The 18,810-nt window shown below is 69.5% G+C and carries 18 protein-coding genes and 2 pseudogenes; 7 read left to right on the forward strand and 13 right to left on the reverse strand.

What is annotated here, in order from left to right; translation table 11 throughout:
- Window positions 1–82: 82 nt before the first annotated feature.
- Window positions 83–448: a peptidoglycan-binding domain-containing protein gene (locus tag OG410_RS01330; RefSeq protein ID WP_329297350.1), complete on the reverse strand. Its 366-nt coding sequence runs from the start codon at window positions 446–448 to the stop codon at window positions 83–85.
- Between the two features lie 330 nt (window positions 449–778).
- Between OG410_RS01330 and OG410_RS01335 the strand changes: the two genes are divergently transcribed.
- On the forward strand, window positions 779–1,228 hold the full coding sequence (locus tag OG410_RS01335) for a spore-associated protein (protein ID WP_329297351.1): 450 nt from the start codon (window positions 779–781) through the stop codon (window positions 1,226–1,228).
- A gap of 361 nt (window positions 1,229–1,589) precedes the next feature.
- Here the strand turns inward: OG410_RS01335 and OG410_RS01340 are convergent, their stop codons facing one another.
- Window positions 1,590–1,985 carry a hypothetical protein gene (locus OG410_RS01340; protein WP_329297352.1) on the reverse strand — a complete coding sequence of 132 codons (396 nt, stop codon included), beginning with the start codon at window positions 1,983–1,985 and terminating at the stop codon, window positions 1,590–1,592.
- Between the two features lie 23 nt (window positions 1,986–2,008).
- Window positions 2,009–2,320, reverse strand: coding sequence for a hypothetical protein (locus OG410_RS01345; protein ID WP_329297353.1), 312 nt, complete (start codon window positions 2,318–2,320; stop codon window positions 2,009–2,011).
- Between the two features lie 322 nt (window positions 2,321–2,642).
- Here OG410_RS01345 and OG410_RS01350 point away from each other — a divergent pair, with 322 nt between their 5' ends.
- Both OG410_RS01350 and OG410_RS01355 read left to right on the forward strand, forming a co-directional pair.
- Window positions 2,643–3,542 carry a PIG-L deacetylase family protein gene (locus tag OG410_RS01350; protein WP_329297354.1) on the forward strand — a complete coding sequence of 300 codons (900 nt, stop codon included), beginning with the start codon at window positions 2,643–2,645 and terminating at the stop codon, window positions 3,540–3,542.
- Between the two features lie 83 nt (window positions 3,543–3,625).
- On the forward strand, window positions 3,626–4,318 hold the full coding sequence (locus tag OG410_RS01355; protein WP_329297355.1) for a DUF4232 domain-containing protein: 693 nt from the start codon (window positions 3,626–3,628) through the stop codon (window positions 4,316–4,318).
- Between the two features lie 340 nt (window positions 4,319–4,658).
- On the opposite strand, the gene OG410_RS01360 is transcribed toward OG410_RS01355, so the two are convergent.
- The 7 genes from OG410_RS01360 to OG410_RS01390 form a co-directional block, all read right to left on the reverse strand.
- Window positions 4,659–5,723, reverse strand: coding sequence for a CU044_5270 family protein (locus OG410_RS01360; RefSeq protein WP_329297356.1), 1,065 nt, complete (start codon window positions 5,721–5,723; stop codon window positions 4,659–4,661).
- Complete coding sequence (locus tag OG410_RS01365; RefSeq protein WP_329297357.1) at window positions 5,720–6,337, reverse strand: RNA polymerase sigma factor; 618 nt, start codon at window positions 6,335–6,337, stop codon at window positions 5,720–5,722. Before OG410_RS01365 ends, OG410_RS01360 begins: the two co-directional genes overlap by 4 nt.
- Before the next feature lie 574 nt (window positions 6,338–6,911).
- On the reverse strand, window positions 6,912–7,244 hold the full coding sequence (locus OG410_RS01370) for a hypothetical protein (RefSeq protein WP_329297358.1): 333 nt from the start codon (window positions 7,242–7,244) through the stop codon (window positions 6,912–6,914).
- A 414-nt stretch (window positions 7,245–7,658) separates the two neighbouring features.
- Entirely contained in the window at window positions 7,659–8,933 is a 1,275-nt protein-coding gene (locus OG410_RS01375; RefSeq protein WP_329297359.1) for an STM3941 family protein, read from the reverse strand.
- Between the two features lie 291 nt (window positions 8,934–9,224).
- Entirely contained in the window at window positions 9,225–9,461 is a 237-nt protein-coding gene (locus OG410_RS01380; protein WP_443063699.1) for a DoxX family protein, read from the reverse strand.
- Window positions 9,462–9,622: 161 nt separating this feature from the next.
- Window positions 9,623–10,399, reverse strand: a complete 777-nt coding sequence (locus OG410_RS01385; RefSeq protein ID WP_329297360.1) for an endonuclease/exonuclease/phosphatase family protein — start codon at window positions 10,397–10,399, stop codon at window positions 9,623–9,625.
- Between the two features lie 293 nt (window positions 10,400–10,692).
- A complete protein-coding gene (locus tag OG410_RS01390; protein ID WP_329297361.1) occupies window positions 10,693–11,640 on the reverse strand; it encodes a M28 family metallopeptidase in 948 nt (315 codons plus the stop codon).
- Between the two features lie 480 nt (window positions 11,641–12,120).
- On the opposite strand from OG410_RS01390, the gene OG410_RS01395 reads away from it, so the two are divergent.
- The gene (locus OG410_RS01395) at window positions 12,121–12,846 is read left to right on the forward strand and encodes a dienelactone hydrolase family protein (RefSeq protein WP_329297362.1); all 726 of its coding nucleotides are present in this window, start codon (window positions 12,121–12,123) and stop codon (window positions 12,844–12,846) included.
- A 387-nt stretch (window positions 12,847–13,233) separates the two neighbouring features.
- Here OG410_RS01395 and OG410_RS01400 read toward each other — a convergent pair.
- Window positions 13,234–13,801 (reverse strand): annotated as a pseudogene (locus OG410_RS01400) (tetrahydrofolate dehydrogenase/cyclohydrolase catalytic domain-containing protein).
- Window positions 13,802–13,874: 73 nt separating this feature from the next.
- Here OG410_RS01400 and OG410_RS01405 point away from each other — a divergent pair.
- Window positions 13,875–14,215, forward strand: a pseudogene (locus tag OG410_RS01405) (IS5 family transposase); the annotation flags it as partial.
- 209 nt (window positions 14,216–14,424) lie between these two features.
- Here the strand turns inward: OG410_RS01405 and OG410_RS01410 are convergent.
- Window positions 14,425–15,636, reverse strand: coding sequence for a S8 family peptidase (locus tag OG410_RS01410; RefSeq protein ID WP_329297363.1), 1,212 nt, complete (start codon window positions 15,634–15,636; stop codon window positions 14,425–14,427).
- Between the two features lie 316 nt (window positions 15,637–15,952).
- Here OG410_RS01410 and OG410_RS01415 point away from each other — a divergent pair, with 316 nt between their 5' ends.
- Complete coding sequence (locus OG410_RS01415; RefSeq protein ID WP_329297364.1) at window positions 15,953–17,077, forward strand: LLM class flavin-dependent oxidoreductase; 1,125 nt, start codon at window positions 15,953–15,955, stop codon at window positions 17,075–17,077.
- A 29-nt stretch (window positions 17,078–17,106) separates the two neighbouring features.
- Here the strand turns inward: OG410_RS01415 and OG410_RS01420 are convergent, their stop codons facing one another.
- A complete protein-coding gene (locus OG410_RS01420) occupies window positions 17,107–17,502 on the reverse strand; it encodes a MerR family transcriptional regulator (protein ID WP_329297365.1) in 396 nt (131 codons plus the stop codon).
- A 68-nt stretch (window positions 17,503–17,570) separates the two neighbouring features.
- Between OG410_RS01420 and OG410_RS01425 the strand changes: the two genes are divergently transcribed.
- The gene (locus OG410_RS01425; protein WP_329297366.1) at window positions 17,571–18,785 is read left to right on the forward strand and encodes an MFS transporter; all 1,215 of its coding nucleotides are present in this window, start codon (window positions 17,571–17,573) and stop codon (window positions 18,783–18,785) included.
- Window positions 18,786–18,810: the final 25 nt, after the last annotated feature.

The raw sequence follows: 18,810 nt of genomic DNA on the forward strand, positions 1-18,810 counted from the left end.
CCTCCTGTGGGGGTGTTCGCGGGCCGGCCCGCCCGCTCCCCGGAATGCGGAGGCGGGCGGCCGGTGGAACGGGAGGTCGCTGTTACAGGGCGCAGGCGGGCTTGGGGGTGTAGAGGCGGGACCACGTGCTGGAGCCCACGATGCCGTCGGCGCCGCCGGTGGTGCCGTTGCACGTCTGCACGTAGTACACGCCGTCCGCGGTTGCCGGGCCGTAGTCCCCGTCTTCGTCGATGTAGGCCGGGTAGCTGCTGTAGAAGTTGATGAGGCACTGCACCTGCTTGACCGCACTGCTGTTGTCGCCGGGGTGGACCGTGGGCCGCGCGGAGTCGGCGATGTAGTTGCAGTTGCTCTCGGCGGCCGAAGCGCTTGCGGAGGGGGCGCCGACGAGCATGCCTGCGACGGCGAGCACGGCGGTGCTGCACAGAACAGCGAGGCGATGGGTGCGCATGAAGTGTCTCCCGAGGTGTGCGGTGGTCGTGATGAAAGTAAGCGTGCGCGTGAACACGATCACCGTCCACGAGATTCGACTGTGCCGAAAACAGGCAGCTCAGGTGCCGTGGGGCAGCGTGAGACATCCGTCGCCGGGCCGAGCGGCGCGTTCGGCAGGCGACTGGGGAGCGGGGACGGTAAGAACGGTCCCAGAGCCGGTGGTTCGGTCGAAGGGACGGGGAACTCCGTTCGGCGGACGGGGAGTTTGCGGCCGATGCACAACCGTTCCGGCGTCCCGCGAGTCACCTAGGGCAGGAGCAAACATCTCCAAAGATCACAAGGGGGAAATATGCGATTCAACCGTTCTGTTCTGACGGGGGCCGCTTTCGCCGCCCTGGCGGTGGGGGCCGCCACCGCTCTGGCGGCGCCCGCCTCGGCCGCACCGAACACCACGCCGCAGAAGGTCTGCGGAAGCGCCTACAAGACCGTGAACTCCGCGCCCGTCGGCTCCCTGGGCACCGTCTACCTGACGTACAACGCGTCGAACGGAAAGAACTGCGTCGCGACCATCCGCCAGAACCCGGGCACCGCCGTGGACATGTCCACATGGATCTACGTCCCCGACACCGACGAGGGCGCCCAGGACTACGGGCGGTACACCTCGTACGCGGGGCCGGCCTATGTGTACGGCAAGGGCCACTGCGTCGACTGGGGCGGCCAGATCAACAACGTGTACATCCAGGTGACCGGCTCCAACTGCGCCTCCTTCAAGGAGCACCGGGTCACCTTCACCCGCTGACCGCCACTCCTCCCGGCCACCACGCTCCAGCGCCGCCCTCTCCCCTGACCCGGGTACGGAGGGCCGACGGTGACCGGGCCGGCGCCCCACAGCCCGATCACCGCGCGGGAACGCACTTGGCCCAACTCGCTCCGGCAGGCGCACCAAGTTCTGCCGGAGCGAGCACGTGTCGGCAGACTCACCGAGTTCTGCCGGGGCGAGCACATGTCCCAGCCCGTGCCACAGGCCCCAGGCCCCAGGCCCTGTCTGCCGACCGGGACTGTCCGTTTCAACGGAGGCCTCATCTGCCTGGGCACCACCGCAACCGCAACCAGCAGTCGAGGCGCACAACCAGGCGGAAAGCGAGCGCTCCGACGCCTGGTCAGGCGGAGGCGAAAACCTCCTCGGGGACGTCGTCGAGGACGAATCCGTTGTCGAGCCGGACGCGGACCGTGACGCGGAGCATCCGTCGCTGGTAGGCGACCCACTGCTCTTCCAAGGCCCCCACCTGCTCCTCCAGCTGCTTTCTGCTCACCGGCGGCATCTGGTGGCCGAAGTCGTCGAGGAGCGACTTGAGACGCAGGTACTCACGGACCTCGTGACTCTGCTGCCGGTGGTGCTCGTCCACACGCTCGACAGTGCCCTCGATGCCTGCCGCCAGGGCCAGCGAGGCGGCGAAAGCACCCGTCTCCTGTGGGGACTCCCCGGCCGGGGTCACCGACCCGGCCAACCGGAGATCCGCAGCCAGCCGCACCCGTTGGCCCACGTTCAGCGTCATCGATCCTTCGTCTTCCTCGTCGGTCACCGGTGATCCGGCGGACGTGGCGTCGCCAGGCGTACCGGAGAGGACAGGATCATCCCACCCTCACCTCCGGTCCCGGCGCGATCGAGGGTGAAGTGGAGCGGGTGTCGGATCTCGACCTGCTCTCCGTCGAAGTCGAACAGGACCGGGCAGTCACAGAACCACTCGTCACCCTGAAGGTCCCAGACCATCCAGACCCTCGTCAGAGTCCGGCCGGCAAGACCACGCAGACGATGCGCGTGCTCCCGCACAACGTCACTGCGGTGGTTCAGCCACACCGGCTGGTAGCCCACGATGCCGAAATCGAACATTGCGTCATCCTGTCAGAGCTGCCACACACCGGCTCGACGCAGGTCCGAACTGCAGCTGCCTACCACGTCCTACTCGTCCGGATGCGAACCCCCGGCAGAAGTAGGGCCGACAGTGCTTCTGCCGGGAGAACCGCCTGGGCATGGCGCCCCTCAAATGATCGACTGAAGACAGACGCGGGACGTCCTCCACGTATACGCACTCCGGTGGACACCCCCTCGGCGGACGGCCGCCGGGGACGGAGCCGGTGCGGGAGTGGCGACGACCACCCGCCGCTCGACAGACCGTCGCACGCATGCGGCAGACCGAACGGGGACCTCTCACATGAACAGCAGCAATGAGCGCAGCGCAGGGTTGTCCAGGCGGAGTGTCCTGGCCGCCGGTGCGCTGACCGCGGCCGCTGTGGCGTACCAGGCGGGCCGTGCCCCCACGGCGTCGGCCGCCGCCAAGCCCGCCATCTTCTACGCCCCGCACCAGGACGACGACGCGATCGGCCTGGCCGGGTCGATCCTGGAGCACAAGGCGGCGGGTCGGCCCGTCTACCTCGTCCTGGTGAGCAACGGCCGCAATCCGGACCTGGCCGTGCGCATGAACAGCGACCCGTGCCCCTTGACCCAGTGGTCCAGCCCGCATCCGTGCGCCGCGGGCGGCCGGCACAACCTGTCCTGGCAGACCGACGGAACCACCAAGGTCGTCGCCGCCCGGACCGCCGAGTTCATGGCCTCCGCGAAGGCGCTGGGCGTGGACAAGGTCATCAACTTCAAGGTGGTGGACGACGGGTTCTCCAGCACCGCCGCCTACGACCGGCTTGTCGACCGGATCGAAGCAAAGGTCAGGGCGCTCGCCGCTCAGTATCCCGGAGCCTCGCACAAGTTCACCGCCGGCTGGCTCGAGCACACCGAGACGCACAAAGCATGCAGCGACGTGGCCTACCGCCTGATGAACGACGGCACGATCTCCGACGTGCGCTTCAACCACGTCTACGCCTACGAACGTCCCCAGCAGGACCGTGCGAACGGCGCCGCCTACGTGCTGACCATCCCCGGCTCCCACATGACGATCAAGCGGAACGCGATGTACGCCTACAACACCTGGGACCCGAGCCGGAACCTGTACGCGCTGGGCTATCACAGCGTCCCGGAACTGCTGGAGGCCGCGCACGCCGATCCGCGCGAGTTCGTCCACACCCTGCCCTCCGACTACCGGCCGGGCAAGGGCAACTGACCATCGAAAAGAACAGGCAGACCGACCGACACCGGCCGACGGCACCAAGCCGCGGCCCCGCACCACTCACGGGGGAACCCTTCATGAACGCCTCACGTCACCGCTCCATGCTGCTCGCCGTCACGGGCACGGCTCTGGCCCTGTCCCTCACCGCCTGCCAGGATGGGTCGGGCACCAAGTCGTCATCCGCGGCGGCCCCTTCGGCCCCGGCGGCGTCGTCCCCGGCGGCCACCGGCACGTCCGACGCGACGGACGCGACCGGCTCGGCGGAATCGACGGAATCGAAGGCATCGACGGGCTCCACCGACACCTCCGCGGGTTCTGCCGGCGCGACCGGCAAGCAGGCTGCCGCCTCCACACCGGTGTGCACGGCAGCAGATGTACGCGTCACCGCCGCCAGGCAGGACGGTCCGCCCTACACCCACATCGTCCTGACCGCGAAGAACACCACCCGGCACTCCTGCCGGCTGACAGGCTTCCCGCACATCCAGTTCGTGGAGAGCCACAAGCAGGACGTTGAGGCCGTCGCCAAGAGCAAGCCGGCCACACCGGTCGTGCTGACGGCCGGCGCCCCGGCCTACGCCCTGGTGAAGCTGTCGAACGGCGGGGTCGACGAGAACAACGAACCCGTGTCGGCGTTCTCCGTCATGCTGGAGGGCGACTCCACAGTCATCACCGTCGCCGCGCCCGGCAGCGAGGGCATCGCCGTCGACCCCGCGAAGGCGCTCACCGGCTACTGGACTCCCGAACTTCGCAACGGCGCGGACGACTTCTGAGTCTGAGCGGGTGTCACTGATCTCGGCTCTTCAGGGTGATCTTTGCTGAGCATCCTGATGTGGGTGTGGTGTTGTCGGTGTCGGTGTCGGTAGTTCGCGGTGCGTGAGATCTGTGGATAGGGGGGCCGACGCCTGCAGCGCGGCGGCGCCGGGAATCGACGTCGCCGCGCTGCAGGACACGGTTTGAATGGTGCCTGATCCTCGTTCTCGTGAGCGAAGCCAGGCGAATCCGCGCGAGCATGCCCGGCAAACCGGCCGACAGCCTGCTCGCCTCGCGGCCCCGGCAAGCAGGGGGCGAACTCGGGTGGGCCGGAAGGTCCCCCAGTTCGCCCCCTGCTGCTCAGCTGTCGGTCCGCGCGGCCTTCTCGCCGTGCCGGTCGACGACGGCGCGCTGCAGCACGGCCGTGCTGCCCATCAGCGTGTCGGACGTGATGCCCTTCTGCTTGTCGTGGGTGATGAAGCCGCGCGCGCCGAGGAACGCGAGACTGCGCTTGTCGAAGATCCATTCGTCACGCGTGGCGGAGGAGGCGTCCTCGCGTGTGATGGCGATCCCGTGCCGGCCGGCCACGTCGACGGCGTCCGGGATCTCCTTGACGCCCGGTATCCTCGCGGCCGCCTTGTACAGCGCGGCGGTGTTCCGCGGCGGCATGAGCGTCTGGCTCAGCAGGTCGCCGATCAGGGAGAAGACGGCCTGCTCCCTGGACTCTTTGTCGGACACGCGGACCTCGCGGCGCAGCAGGGCGAGCAGGGCGTCGGGGTCGGTCGGCAGCGAGGACAGCCACGTGTACGTGGGATGGTCGATCCCCGCCGGGACCGCGTCGGTGGACTCGATGGGGATCGTCTCCCCGGGCATCACGGCGTCCTTGCCGGACTCCCGGATCCAGCCGAGGGTCTTGAGGGGCCTGGGATCCTGCGAGGTCCATGTCTCCACCGTGTGCGGGGCGCCGAGTTTCACGGGCCCTTCGAACGTTCCCTTGTTCGACACGGTCAGGTTCCTGACGTACACGAACTGGTCGTCCCCGACCGGCGTGACGTCACTGGCCATGGCGGCGACGGCGATCCGGTGCAGGGTGAGCGAGGCGCTCTGGGCGTGTGCGCTGCCGGTGGCGGTCCGGTCCGCCGGCGCGGATCCGGGGCCGCCCGTGCCGGTGCCGGTGACGGTGACGGTGACGGCCAGCGCTGCGGCCAGCAGCGTCGAGGCGAGGGGCACCAGGATGACCGGACGCGTCAGCCGGCGGCGCGGGGGCGAGGCCGGGGCCGCGGCGGGAGCGTGGCCGAGGTCTTGGTCGATCTGCTGCATCAGGACGTCCTTGTAGTGGAGGTGTCGTCCCGGCGGGAGGTCCCATTCGGCCGGTGCGGACAGCAACTCCAGTGCGTCCTCGGTCCGTCGACCGTCGGCGTTCATCGGGTCTCCTCCTTCAGGAACAGGGCCGCGAACGCGGCCTCACTCTCCATCTCTCCACGGGGGACGGTGGGTTCCGTCCTTGCGCTGCCCTGCCCGGAGCTGAGCCGGGCGAGCCGCGCCCTGGCGCGAGAGAGCCGCGACCGTACGGTGCCGACGGGGACCCCGAGCATCTGCGCGGCCTGCCGGTAGTCGAGCCCGGCCGACACACACAGCGCGAACACCTCACGCTCCTGGCGGCGCAACCGGCCCAGCGCCTGGTGGACCAGCGCGAGCCGGCGGGCGTCGTCGATCCGCCCGGCCGCCTCCTCCGCGAAGTCCTCCACGGGACGCGGCTGCGGGCTGCGCGCGAGGAAGGCGAGCCGCCGACGCAGACTCCGGTTGGCGTTGCGCGCCTTGTGCGTGGCGATACCGAGCAGCCAGGGCCCCAGTGATCCGCCCTCCGGCTCGACCCGCTCCCGGCCGCGCCAGGCGGCGAGGAACGTCTCGGACATGACCTCCTCGGCCTGGGACCAGTTGCCGGTCAGCCGCAGGGCATGGTTGTAGACCGCCCGCGCATACTGGTCGTAGAGCTCGGCGAACGCCGCCCGGTCCCCCGCCCGTATGCGCGCGCGCATGGATTCCGCTGGTTCTTTATGACTCACACTCAGTACTCTCCGCGCCCCGCCCGAAGTTCCTGTGGCGCGCGTCACGCCCCCGATGCGATGGACCCCCGCAACGAACAGGGCCGCTTGCCCCTCGGCCGTCCTTGCTTGCGACCCACCCTGCCGTAGATGCGGATGAGCACAGATCTTCGTGCTCAGGTGGCCATGCCTGCCAGACTCCCGGAGTACTGCCGTTCCAGAGACGGAAGGAAACCATCGGGTCCTGCGGGTTCCCAGTCAGGTAGCCGAGGGTCTTGCCGTAGTAGGGGTTGTTACTGCCGAACAGCATGGACGGGGTACCGAACTCGGCGACGACGTCCGACCACACGCGGTCTTCGCCCGCCCACTGGCGGACCGTACCCCGCAGGACTGCGTATGCGTCACGGTCCAGTACGCGGTCGGGCTTGAGCCAGCCGCGCTGGTGCGCGAACTCGGCATACACCGAGGCGACGCCGTATTCGTCATAGCGCTCCGGGATCGGATCGCTGGGCCCGGAGGCAGCGCCCTGCAATGCGTCAGTTCGCCCGAGCGGTGGCGCCGAGGGCGGTCACTTGGGATGGCGCACGAGCAGCACGGCCTCGACGTCTCCGGCGGGCGCCCGATACAGGTGCGGGGTGTCGGCGGCCCAAGTGCCGTGCATGCCGGGGCCGATCAGGACGGGGTTGGCGGCTTCACCGACGAGGGCAGTGCCGGTGAGGACGATGATGTGCTCTGTCGTGTCCGGGGAGTGGGCTGCGGATTCCTGCGTCGCTCCGGAGCGGATGCGGATCCGGTAGGTCTCCGTGACGGAGGTGCCGGCCTCAAGCTCCGGCGTGCCACACCGGAGCAGGTACGTCAGGCCACCGGACAGGCCATCGGCGGAGTGGCTCCGGTCGGCCACCCTCAGACGCTCCCTGCCGTGGTCGACGCGGCCCTGGCCGACTACCCGCAGCTCTGGGCCGCGGCCGGAACTCCTCGCACGGTGTGTTCCCCACGACCGTCAGTGAACTCCTCCGGCTCACCGGCGGGCTCCTGCTCCCCGTCGGCCCGTGACCGGTACTTCCCGCGCGGGCTACGCGGCCGGCAAGGCGCAGGCAGGCGATGGCCCGGAAACCTGCGACAGAGTGCCGTCGGGCCGGCCGGTGCGGTAGCGCGGGCCTCGGTCGCAATCGTGGTCAGGTGCGCGGGGCGGGTGGGGTCGCGTCGTGGTTGGCGGCGACCTTCGCGGTGGTCTTGATGTGCGGGTCGCGGGCGGACCGGGTCTTGCCGCCGAATGCCATCCGGTCCGCGGGCGGCAGTGTGCCAACGGGCGCGCTCAGCGCTGTACCGCGAGTCCGGGCCGGTGACGCCGCATCGCGTCCAAGACCGCCTCAGGCGCCACCGGCAAGGTGTTGGTGGCCATGTTGGCGGGGCCGAAGCCGAGTCGTGCGTTCATGGACGCGGTGCTGCGGACGAGCTTGGGTGCTCGAGCCAGATAGGCGTCCGGATCGTGCAGCACCAACTCGATGAACCGCTGCGAGGTGTTACGTACCCGCTGCTCGCGTATCCGCACGGCGGATATCTCGTCCCAGCCGAACCGGCCCAGCCTCACGTGGTCCACTCCCGCGTCGTCCAGCACCAACTCCGGTCGGCCGCGGAGCAGGCGCTGGATGATGACCACCGAGCAGAACCCGAAGAAGGGCACGGCCAGCGCCCCCGCCACAGTCATCTTCATGGTGCTGTGGGCGACCAGGAAACCAATGCCCAGAGCGACGAAGACCAGAGAGCCGGCCAGCATGGCCCACACACGTCTCTTGGCGAGCGGGTAGACCGTCGGGGGCAGCGGAACGCCGTTTCTGATCACAGGCTCAGACGATAGGACCAGAGCCCTCGTCAGCGGAAGTCTTCTCGCGGGCCGTTCGGCGACGTCGGTGTCGGGGCTGGGACGGTGGACCTGGTAGAGATCGAGGTGGTCGGTGCCGAGGCGCCGCAGGGAGTTCTCGACCTCGCGGATGGTCCAGCGCCGCGAGCCGCCGCGCCGGTTGGGGTCGTTCTGGTCCATGGGCATGAAGAACTTGGTCGCCAGGAACACGTCCTCGCGGCGGCCCTTGAGGGCCTTGCCAACGATCTCCTCCGAGACGCTGGCGGAGTACGCGTCGGCGGTGTCGACGAAGTTGAGGCGCAGGCCGGGATCGGCCGGCAGTTCCATCGCCTCGCAGGGCAGCGCGAGATCGCCGACCAGGGGGTGGCGCAGGTTCTTCACGCCGGAGCGGTGGAACTTGACGTCGTGGCGGGCCCACCGGCGGGCGAAGTCCTCGCTCTTCGTCGTCAGCTCTCCGATCAGGTCGGTGAGCGCTTTGTCGTGGGGTGCCCGGCCCGTCTCGGTGCGCAGGAAGGCGACCGCGTCGTCGGCCCCCTTGTCCCAGTCGGACCAGAACTCCTGGCTCGCCGGGTCCAGGAACATGAAGCGGGCGCTGTTCACCGGACCGCGCCGGGCGAACAGCGGGGAGTCGACGGGCAGCCCCGCCTGTTGCGGGGTGATCCGTGCGCGGCGGGTGCTCAGGAACTCGCGGACCTCGGCGGCAGGGGTCTTCCTGTTGCTGTCGGCCATGCTCAGGGTCCGACGGCTTCTCGGGCGGCGGCGCGGGCGGACATGCGGCGGCTCCTCTTGATCGACGTGAATCCTGTGCTGGTCTTTTCACCGTAGATCCGTCGGCGCGCGCCTGCGAGGTACTGCCGTTACCTGGAAGAGCGGTGCCCCCCGTCTGCGCGCCGAGGCGCGGTTTCCTGAAGAAGGATTCCTGGGCAGGGCCAAGGGACCCGGCGCACCGGGACCGGGCCGGGAAAGGGACCGGCCTGAAGGGAGCAGCGCGCGCAGTGCCCCCTGGGCCTGGCCGGCCGCTCAGACCGCGTCGAGGCCGGCTGTGTCCCGGACGGTTCCCTTGCTCTGGGGCAGAGCGGACAGGGACAGGGCGCCGGGTCCGAAGAAGACCAGGAGCAGGAACGCCCAGCAGAACAACGCGGGCGACAGTCCGCCGTTCTGCAGGAGGAAGAGGCCGTCCTTCTGGTGCTCGGTGAAGTAGGCGAAGGCCATGGCCCCCGAGCTGAGGAACGCGGCACTGCGCGTCGCCGCTCCCACGAGTACGAGAACACCGCAGAGCAGTTCGATGACCCCGGCGTACCAGAACGGCCAGTCGCCACGGGGCTTGCTTTCTCTACGTGTTCTCCTCTACGTGCTTTCCTCTACGTGCGCGCGGGATCGTCGGTTCAGTGCGACGTCCTGCCGTTTTACGCCCCGTATCACTTCGAGCGGATCAGCTGTGCCTGCACGCCGTAGTGGTCGGACAGGTAGGCCTGGCGGCCGTCGGCCAGTGTCACCTTGTCCTGGAACACGAGGTCGGCGCCGCCGGTCAGTGTCTCCCCGGCTGCGGCCCGGACCAGTACGTGGTCCAGGGCCGGCGGCGACGGCCATCGGGGTGTGGGCCGGTAGGTCGGACGCTGGTCGCCGGCGAGGATGTCGCGCAGTCCCGCTGTGGCGATGAAATCGGCGAGTAGCGCCGAGTCGCGCGGGATGTTCAGGTCACCGACCACGGCGACGGGCAGGGACGGGCCGACGGCCGCGATCAGCTCGGTGAGCCGGGCCAGTTCGGCAGCTGCGATCCGCGTGTAGCGGTTCGTGGGGGACCAGTCGTCGTCGCGGTTGGCCGACAAGTGGGTGTTCACGACCACCAGTTCACCGTCCGGGGTGGTGACGGACGCCAGCAGGGCGCCCTTGCGCATGAAGAATTCGCCGCGCACCGGGCCCGTCATCGGATACGGCACGAACCGCCATCGGCTGATCGGCCACCGGGACAGCAGCACCAGGCCGCCCTTGAGCAGGACCGTGCCCGAACAGACGACGTGCCGGTATGCGGGAGCGGCACGGCGGATCAGCCGGGCGTTGCGGCGGAACATGACCTCCTGCAGGCAGACGATGTCGTACTCGGAACGGTCGAGTGCCGCGCCGAGGGCACGCAGCCGGGCCGGGACATCGCCGGTGAAGAGGGTGTTCATGGTCAGCAGTCGCAGGGCCTTCACGAACTTGTCACCTTCCGTCCGGTGGCCTGTCGGGCCGTGCGGGGAGCCGCGGCGTTGATCGTACTGTCACCCGTGCCCGCCGAAGCCCGGGGTCGTGGCTGGGCGCTGTCGCGAGAGCCGGCAGAGCGCGGGCGGGGGCCGTCGGCCCCTGCCCGCGCTCGTGGAACAACGCTCGTGGAACAACGCTCGTGGAACAACGTGCGGGGGCCGACAGCCCGCCGCACGGATGACCTGAGGACGGATGACCCGAGGTCAGGTGACCTGAGGACGGGTGACCTGAGGTCGGAGCAGGTCTAGGCCGACAGTCCCCACACCGCGTACGCGAGCGCGTCCGCGTGCCGGTTCAGCGCCGTGTCGTTGATGTTCGACGACGTGTCGCACGAGGAGTGGTAGCAGGCGTCGAAGGCCTTGCCCGCGGTGCCGCCCCACTTGGCGGCCTGGGCGGACGTCTTGATGTAGTCGGCGCCGCTGAACAGGCCGCCGACGGGGATTCCCGCGTTCTTGAAGGGCGCGTGGTCCGAGCGTCCGTCGCCCTCGGTCTCGATCTCCGTGGAGACGCCGATCCCGGTGAAGTACGTCTTGAAGGTCTTCTCGATGGTCGCGTCGTCGTCGTAGACGAAGTACCCCGGGTTCGGCGAACCGATCATGTCGAAGTTCAGGTAGCCGCTGATCTTCGAACGGTTCGCGGTGGTAAGGCTGTTGACGTAGTAGCGCGAGCCCACCATGCCCAGCTCCTCCGCGCCCCACCAGGCGAACCGGAGGTGCTTGGTGGGCTGGTAGCCGGCCCGGGCCACGGCGAGTGCCGTCTCCAGCACGGCCGCCGAACCGGAGCCGTTGTCGTTGATGCCGGGGCCCGCGGTCACGCTGTCCAGGTGGGAGCCGGCCATGACGACCTTGCCGGTGTCACCGCCCGGCCAGTCGGCGATCAGGTTGTAGCCGGTGCTGCCGCTGGAGGTGAACTGCTGGACGGTCGTGGTGAACCCGGCCGCGTCCAGCTTGGCCTTGACGTAGTCGAGGGAGGCCTTGTAGCCGGCGCGGCCGTGCGCGCGGTTGCCGCCGTTGGCGGTGGCGATGGACTGGAGCTGGGTGAGGTGGGCCTTGACGTTGGCCACGGGGATGTCGGGCGCGGCGGCCGCTGCCACGGGGGCGGGGGCCGCCCCGGCTATGGAACCGCCGGTGAGCAGCACGGCGGCCGAGGCGACAGCGGTCGCCGAGGCGCGCCCAGGAATGGAGAGCTTCATGTGGGGGGCTCCGAATTCCAGGAAATCCCGGCGGAGTTCTCACGAGGGGTGCGTGAGGTGTCCGGGGATTCCACGGTGAGTGGGGTGCCTGGATGGTGAAGGTGGGACTGACTCAGCGTCAAGAGTGGTATTCGGTCACGCGCGTTCGCATACCGGATACTCCCCCGGGTGCCGGTTCCGTCCGCAGCGAGTACGGGGGCCACCGCCCGGCGCCGACAGCCGGCGGACCGGCCCTGAATCCTTTGCCCGGACCCGCCGTGCTTCTCGTGTCCGCGCGGCAATGGCATCCGGCCACGGGGCCTCGGCAAAATCCCGTTGGCGAACCACGGCGAGCGTTGCTACTCTCCGGGAGGCCGTGCGAGAGAACGAGGAGGTGGTACCCGTGAACGCAGTATCGACATGGGTGCTCCCCTCCGGGGCCACGGTCGGGCGATAGGTCGTCCGGGAGCGCCACTCTGAGCCCTCCCGAAAGGCACGACCGTGCACTTCATTTCCGAACAGCGCCTCGACGACGGCGTCCTCGAGCGCGAATTCACCCTCGGCGACATCCCCGGCACCCTGTGGACGCCCGAGTCCGCCGCACCGGCCCCGCTGGTCCTGATGGCCCACAACAACGGCCTGCCCAAGGCGGAACCCCGGCTGGTGGCCCGGGCCCGGTACACCGCGGCGCGCGGCTACGCGGTGGCCACCATCGACGCCGCCGGGTGCGGTGACCGTCCCCGTTCCGCCGCCGACGAGCAGGCCCGTGCCGACCTCCGGCGGGCGATGCAGGCCGGAGAGCAGGTCGACGAGATCTTCGAGTCCTTCATCGGCCCGCTGGTCGAAAACGCGGTCCCGGAATGGCGGACCACTCTGGACGCCCTTCTTGAGCTGCCCGAGATCGGCGGCCCGGTCGGCTACTCCGGGGGGTGGACCGCCCTCGGCATCCGCCTCGCCGTGGCCGAGCCGCGCATCGCGGCCGCGGGCTTCTTCGCCGGGGGGTACGTGCCCCGTGCCCAGCGCGAGGAGGCCCGGCAGGTCACCATTCCGCTGCTGTTCCTGCTGCAGTGGGACGACCAGGGCAATCCCCGGCAGCGGGCCCTGGACCTGTTCGACGCCTTCGGCAGCAAGGAGAAGACGCTGCACGCCAATCCGGGCGGGCACACCGGCACCCCGTGGTTCGAGCTGGAGGACGGGTGCCGGTTCTTGGACCGACACCTGAAGTAAGGCCGGGCCGCCCGGCGGGCAGCAGACGTTAGGCGGTGTCGGCCAGGCCACCGTCATAGAGGAGGACAGGTCCCGGCCCTCCTCTATGACGGTGGCCGACAGATGCACACCCGCCCCGATCGCGGCGGTACCGGGCATCGGCGGTACCGGCCGGTCGGGGCGGCGCTCGGCCACCAGCGCCGGCCATCAGCCGGGCCGGGGGCGGCCGACAGCGCACGACCCTCTTGTCCGACCGCTGCTCGGTTGCCGATGCCTGTGCTTTGGTGCTCTTGAGCGGCAAGGGTCTGATCGGCCCGATCGATCACCCACTGACGACTGACCGAGGGCAGCCAGCGGTCCGTCAGCGAGGCTGCCGCCCAACTCGGACAGTTCATCGGGCGTCCTCACTCAGTGGCCGGCCGGCCCGAGCTGGATGGATGCCGCGTCGACCGTCTGAGCCAGCAGGACTGCAATGGTCATGGGCCCGACCCCACCGGGGACCGGTGCGATCAGGCGGGCGCGAGTGCGGGCGGTGTCGAAGTCGACGTCGCCGACGTTGCCAGGGTTGTACCCGGCGTCGATCAGGCAGTCCGAAACTCATCGCCCCGAAGGAGCTCATCGTGACCCCGTCGACGTCCTTCTCCGGCGCGATGGACTCGAATGCCGCCCGCTCATCGATGTGAGGGCCTACGGGGTGCTGAAGCAAGATGCCGTGCACTCCGGCGTCCCGCGAGAGGGACTGGAGGGTCTCCACCAGCTCAGCCGCTGTAGTGGCGGCAGGCAGGCTGACAAGCCGGGACTCGATGCCCGCCTTCGCGCAACGGGCCCGCTTCATCCGAACATAGGTCACCGATGCCGGATCTTCACCCACCAGCACCGTTGCGAGGCAAGGCGTCACGCCGACACGCCGCGCAAGCTCTGCCGCCTTGTCCGACGTCTCCTCGACGATGCGTCGGGCAAGGCCAACACCGTCCATAAGTCGGGCTGTCTGTGCCTAGGACATGATCCCCTTACTTCGCTTGCGCCCCGGGAGGGCCGTCTGCTCGACGGCCGCCACCCACCCCCGCGCGACCGAGGCGTGGGCCGACACCGACCACCGCATCAAAGCCATCGACCACGACGCACGGCTGGGCGTCGACGCCGAAGTCGTCCAACGCGACCGCGGAATCAAAGGATTCAAACTCATCCCCCGACGCCGGGTCGTCGAGCGGACCCTCGGCCGGCTGATGCACCACCGCCACCTCGCCCGGGACCATCAGACCCACCCCACCGCTCCGAAGCCATGATCCACATCGCCATGACCGACCTCATGGCCCGCCGCCTCACCAGCGAGAACACCATCTCCTGGCGCGACCCGACACCGCAGGACAAACAGCATATTCCGGGATGAAACAACGGGAGAAAACGACCTCTCAGGACGGACGCGGTCGGATCTCCCGGCCGCAAGAGGCTCGGCCGGGAGATCCGACCGAGCCTCTTGCCTGAACCGCCGGCCACGCCACGAACGGGTCACGTGGTGCGGCCCCGGGAATCCGCCTCGTCAGAACAGCTTCCGTCGTCCGGCTCCGGCGGCTGTGGCCGCGGCGCCGGCGGCATGGCCTACGGAACGAGCTTCAGCAGTTTGTTCGGTGAACCCGACCCGATTCCGCTGAGGACTCCGCTGGTCGCGCCGTTGACCAGCGCGCTGCCCACGCTTGCCGGGGAGGCGCCCGGGTGTGCCGTCAGGTAGAGGGCGGCGGCCCCGGAGACGTGCGGGGCGGCGAACGATGTGCCGTTGCCCGTGTACGTGGCCGAGTCGGAGGTGTTCCAGGCCGCAGTGATGCCGGAGCCCGGGGCGAAGAGGTCCACCCGGGAGCCGTAGTTGGAGTAGCTCGCCCGTGCGTCGCTGCTCGTCGTCGCGCCGACCGTCAGCGCCTCTGTGACCCGGGCCGGGGAGTAGTTCGACGCCAGGGCGCCGGAGTTGCCCGCCGCGACGGAGTACGTCACCCCGGAGGCGATCGAGTTCTTCACCGCGGTGTCCAGCGAGGTGCTGGCCCCGCCGCCGAGGGAGACATTGGCGACGGAGTCGGCCACGTGATGGGCGGTGATCCAGTCCACGCCCGCGATGACCCCGGCGGTCGTGCCGGAGCCGTCGTTGCCGAGAACCCGGACGGCGACGATCTTCGCCTTCTTGGCCACGCCGTAGGTGGTGCCTGCGGCGACGGTCGCGACGAAGGTCCCGTGGCCGTAGCCGTCCTGCGCGGTGGCGTCGTTGTCGACGAAGTCCCACCCGTAGGAGGCGCGGCCCGCGATGTCCTGGTGGGTGATGCGCACACCGGTGTCCAGGACGTACACGGTCGACCCGCTGCCCCCGGCGTCGGGGTAGGTGTAGGTGCCGTTCAGCGGAAGGTTCGTCTGGTCGGTCCGGTCCAGGCCCCAGGGAGCGCTGGTCTGCGTACCGAGCGTGCGGACGACCTGGTCCTGCTCGACCGATGCGACCTCGGGGTCGGCCGCCAGCCTTCTGGCCTGGGCGCCGGTGAGTTGGACGGCGTAGCCGTTGAGCGCGGAGGTGAACGTCCGCCTGACGGTGCCTCCGTACTGGGACACCAGGCCCTTGCCGCGTGCGGCGGTGGCCTTGAAGCCGGCGTTCTTCTTGAGCGTGACGATGTAGCTGCCGGGAACGGCATGGGAGGAATTCGCCCCCAGGACGGTTCCCTCGGCCGGTGCGGCCTGGGCGGGGAGGGCGGAAAGGGTGCCGACTGCTGTCGCTGCGGCGGCTGTTGTGGCGATCGCCGCGGCGATGCGCCGCTTCATGGTGCGTACTGCTGCCATGTGGAGAGGTCCTTTGCGATCGGGCACGGGAGTCCTGGTGCGGATCCCGGCCGAACCATGCGAGGCACTCGGATCGGTGCCACAGAGCGACCATGGGTTCCGCACCCGACGGTCGAAAAGGGATTACATGCACACGTCATGAACCCGTCATGTGTGGCCATCGTGCGCAGTACTGCGGCCACAAGGGGCCACGTCCGCTTACGAGTTGGTGCGCGACAGAGGTGGCACATCCCGCGATCGTCAGCCGCGGTGGTGCGGGTCAGCAGGTTGTCGAGGGTTGACCTTCGCATCGGTGTGATGGTTGTGCAATCGAGTCATGGACAGGGACTTGGACAGGGACTCGATGGACCCCGGATCGTTTCGGCTCGGTCTGGCGCTGGAGGGCACGGGCTGGCACCCCGCCTCGTGGCTGCTCTCGTCGGTGACGGATGCCGAAGAAGTCTTCAGCGGCGGCTACTGGACGAACTGGGGGCGCGCGGCCGCGTCGGGCGGCATCGACTTCGTCACGCTCGAGGACGGCCTGAGCCTGCAGACCGACCGGTTCGGTACCGCCGACCAGGCCCGTGACCGGGTGCGCGGCAGACTCGATCCCGTCGTCACCGCGGCACTCCTGCTGGCGACGACGGACATCGGCGAGGTGGTGGTCTCGCGCAATGTGACGCACACCAACCCGTTCCACGTCGCCGCCCAGATGGCGTCCTTGGCGGCCATCGGGCCGGGCCGGGTGACGTGGCGGCCGCAGGTCTCCGCCGACGCGCGCGATGCCACGGCGGTCGGTGGCCCTGCGACGCCCCAGCTGCGGCCCGAGGACATATACGTCCCGACCCGCATCGCGCGCCGGCTGCGGGATCTGTTTCGTGACGCCGAGGACTACGTGCGAACGGTGCGCGAGCTGTGGCGGACGTTTCCCGCCGGGAGCCTGGGCTCCGGGGACACGTTCCTGCACCGGGACAAGGTCGCCCCGCTGCGGCTCACCGGGACGGAAAGGTACCCGGCGGCCGGCCCGCTGACCGTCCCGGCACTGAGCACCCCGAAGGTCGCGGTGCTCGCGCACCATGCCCTGGAGCCGTACCGGCTCGCCGCCGCCGTCGCGGACCGGGTCTTCGTGACTCCCTCTCAGGAACACCCGGTCTCCTCACTCCTGCCGGCGTTCCGGGAAATCGAGAGGCTGACGCCGGACGCCACCGAAACCGAGGTGTACGCGGACGTGGCGGTGGTCCTGGGCGACACCGGCGAGCACGCGAAGGCCAGGCTGGCCCGGCTGGACGAAGCCGCCGGTTTCGCCTGGGCACCGGACACGCACGTGTTCGTCGGAACCGCGGACCACCTCGCCCGGGAACTCGCCCGCTGGCGCGAACAGTTCGGCCTGCGCGGGGTCCGGCTGCGCCCTGCGGTGCTCTCGGACGACGGCGACAGGATCGTCCGGGAGCTTGTCCGGTGAGGAACCCGCCTCAGGCGCAGCGCAGTTGATCAGGCATTGCCCATCTGACCGGGTGCGGCCGGGGCGCGGTGGCGCTCCACCTCGGACAGGTACTCGGTCATCGCGTTCCGGTTGCGGGTGAGCACCTCGATCCGGTCGGTGAGCTTGTCCCGCTCCGAGGTCAGCAGCGCCAGCATCTCCGGGGTCGCGTCCGGGAAGTGAATGGATCTGGGCTTGTCCAGGCACGGCAGGATCTGCTTGATGAGTCGGGTGGGCAGCCCCGCTGCCAGCAGGCCACGTATCTGCTTCACGCGGTCCGCGTTCCGCTCGTCGTAGTCGCGGTATCCGTTCGCCGACCGATCCGGCACGATCAGGCCCTGCTCCTCGTAATAGCGCAGCAGGCGCCGGGACACGCCCGCCACGCGGGACAGTTCACCGATTCGCACACGCTTGAGGTTAGCCGCCGGGCCTGGGCTTGACCATCACATGTATGTGATGGTTTCACGATCGGTGCATGACGACGACAACAGCCTCTCCGACAAGACGTGATGTCCTGCCCTGGTCCGCGCTGCTGGCACTGGGCACCGCGGTGTTCATCACCAGCCTGACCGAGACCCTCCCGGCGGGCGTCCTCCCGCAGATGTCATCCGCTCTCGGCGTCAGCTCCGGTGCGGCGGGCCAGACCGTCACCGTGTATGCCATCGGTACCGCCCTCACAGCCATACCGCTGACCGCCGCCACGGCGGGAGTCCGGCGCAAGCCGTTGCTGCTGGGCGCCATGGCCGTCTTCCTGGTCGCGAACACACTCACCGCTGCCGCGCCCGGCTACGCGGTACTGCTCCTCTCACGGTTCCTCGCCGGCGTCGCCGCCGGACTCGCGTGGGCACTCCTCGCCGGATACGCGCGGCGTATCGCGCCTCCCGGCCAGGAGGGACGCGCCATCGCGGTCGCGATGACCGGGATCCCCCTGGCGCTGTCGCTGGGTGTTCCCGCCGGGACGCTGATCGGGCAGCAGATCGGGTGGCGCATGTCCTTCGCCGCTGTCTCGGTGCTCACTCTCGCCGTCCTCGGGTGGATCACGTTCAGCGTCCCCGCCGTCAGCCGGCCGACGGCCACAGCCGACAGGCCGAAGCCGACCACCCGGCAGACGCTCCGGGTCCCCGGGGTCCCCGCCGTCATGGTCGTCGTCGTGACCTTCGTCCTCGGCCACACCGTCATCTACGCGTACATCGCGCCGTACCTGTGGCATGCCGGCCTCGGCACCGCGGCGGACGCGATCCTGCTGGCCTTCGGTATCGCATGCCTGATCAGCATCTGGTACACCGGCCGCCACATCGACGGTCGTCTGCGCGGGCTCGCGCTGACCGCCGCGACGCTGTTCACCCTCGCCACGGCCGCCTTCGCCGCCACCACGGCACAGGCCGTCGTCTGGGTGGCGGCCGTCGTGTGGGGTCTGGGATGGGGTGCCGCGCCCACACTGCTTCAGACCGCAGCCGGTCATGCCGGAACACGTCAGAGTCCAGCCATCGCCGACACCGCGCAAGCCATCCTTGTGACCTTGTGGAACGCGGCCATGGCACTCGGCGGCATCATCGGCGGCCTCCTCCTGCAGCGTGTCGACGTCACCGCCGACGCCACCGCCGCGGCAGTGCTCGGAGTCCTCAGCCTGGCCGTGATCGCACTCGCGCGACACCATGCCTTCGCGCCGACCGACCAGGACACACCGTGACATGCGCGAAGGCGTCACCGTCCGT

The organism is Streptomyces sp. NBC_00659 (assembly GCF_036226925.1).
In the GTDB taxonomy this organism is placed as follows: Bacteria; Actinomycetota; Actinomycetes; order Streptomycetales; family Streptomycetaceae; genus Streptomyces.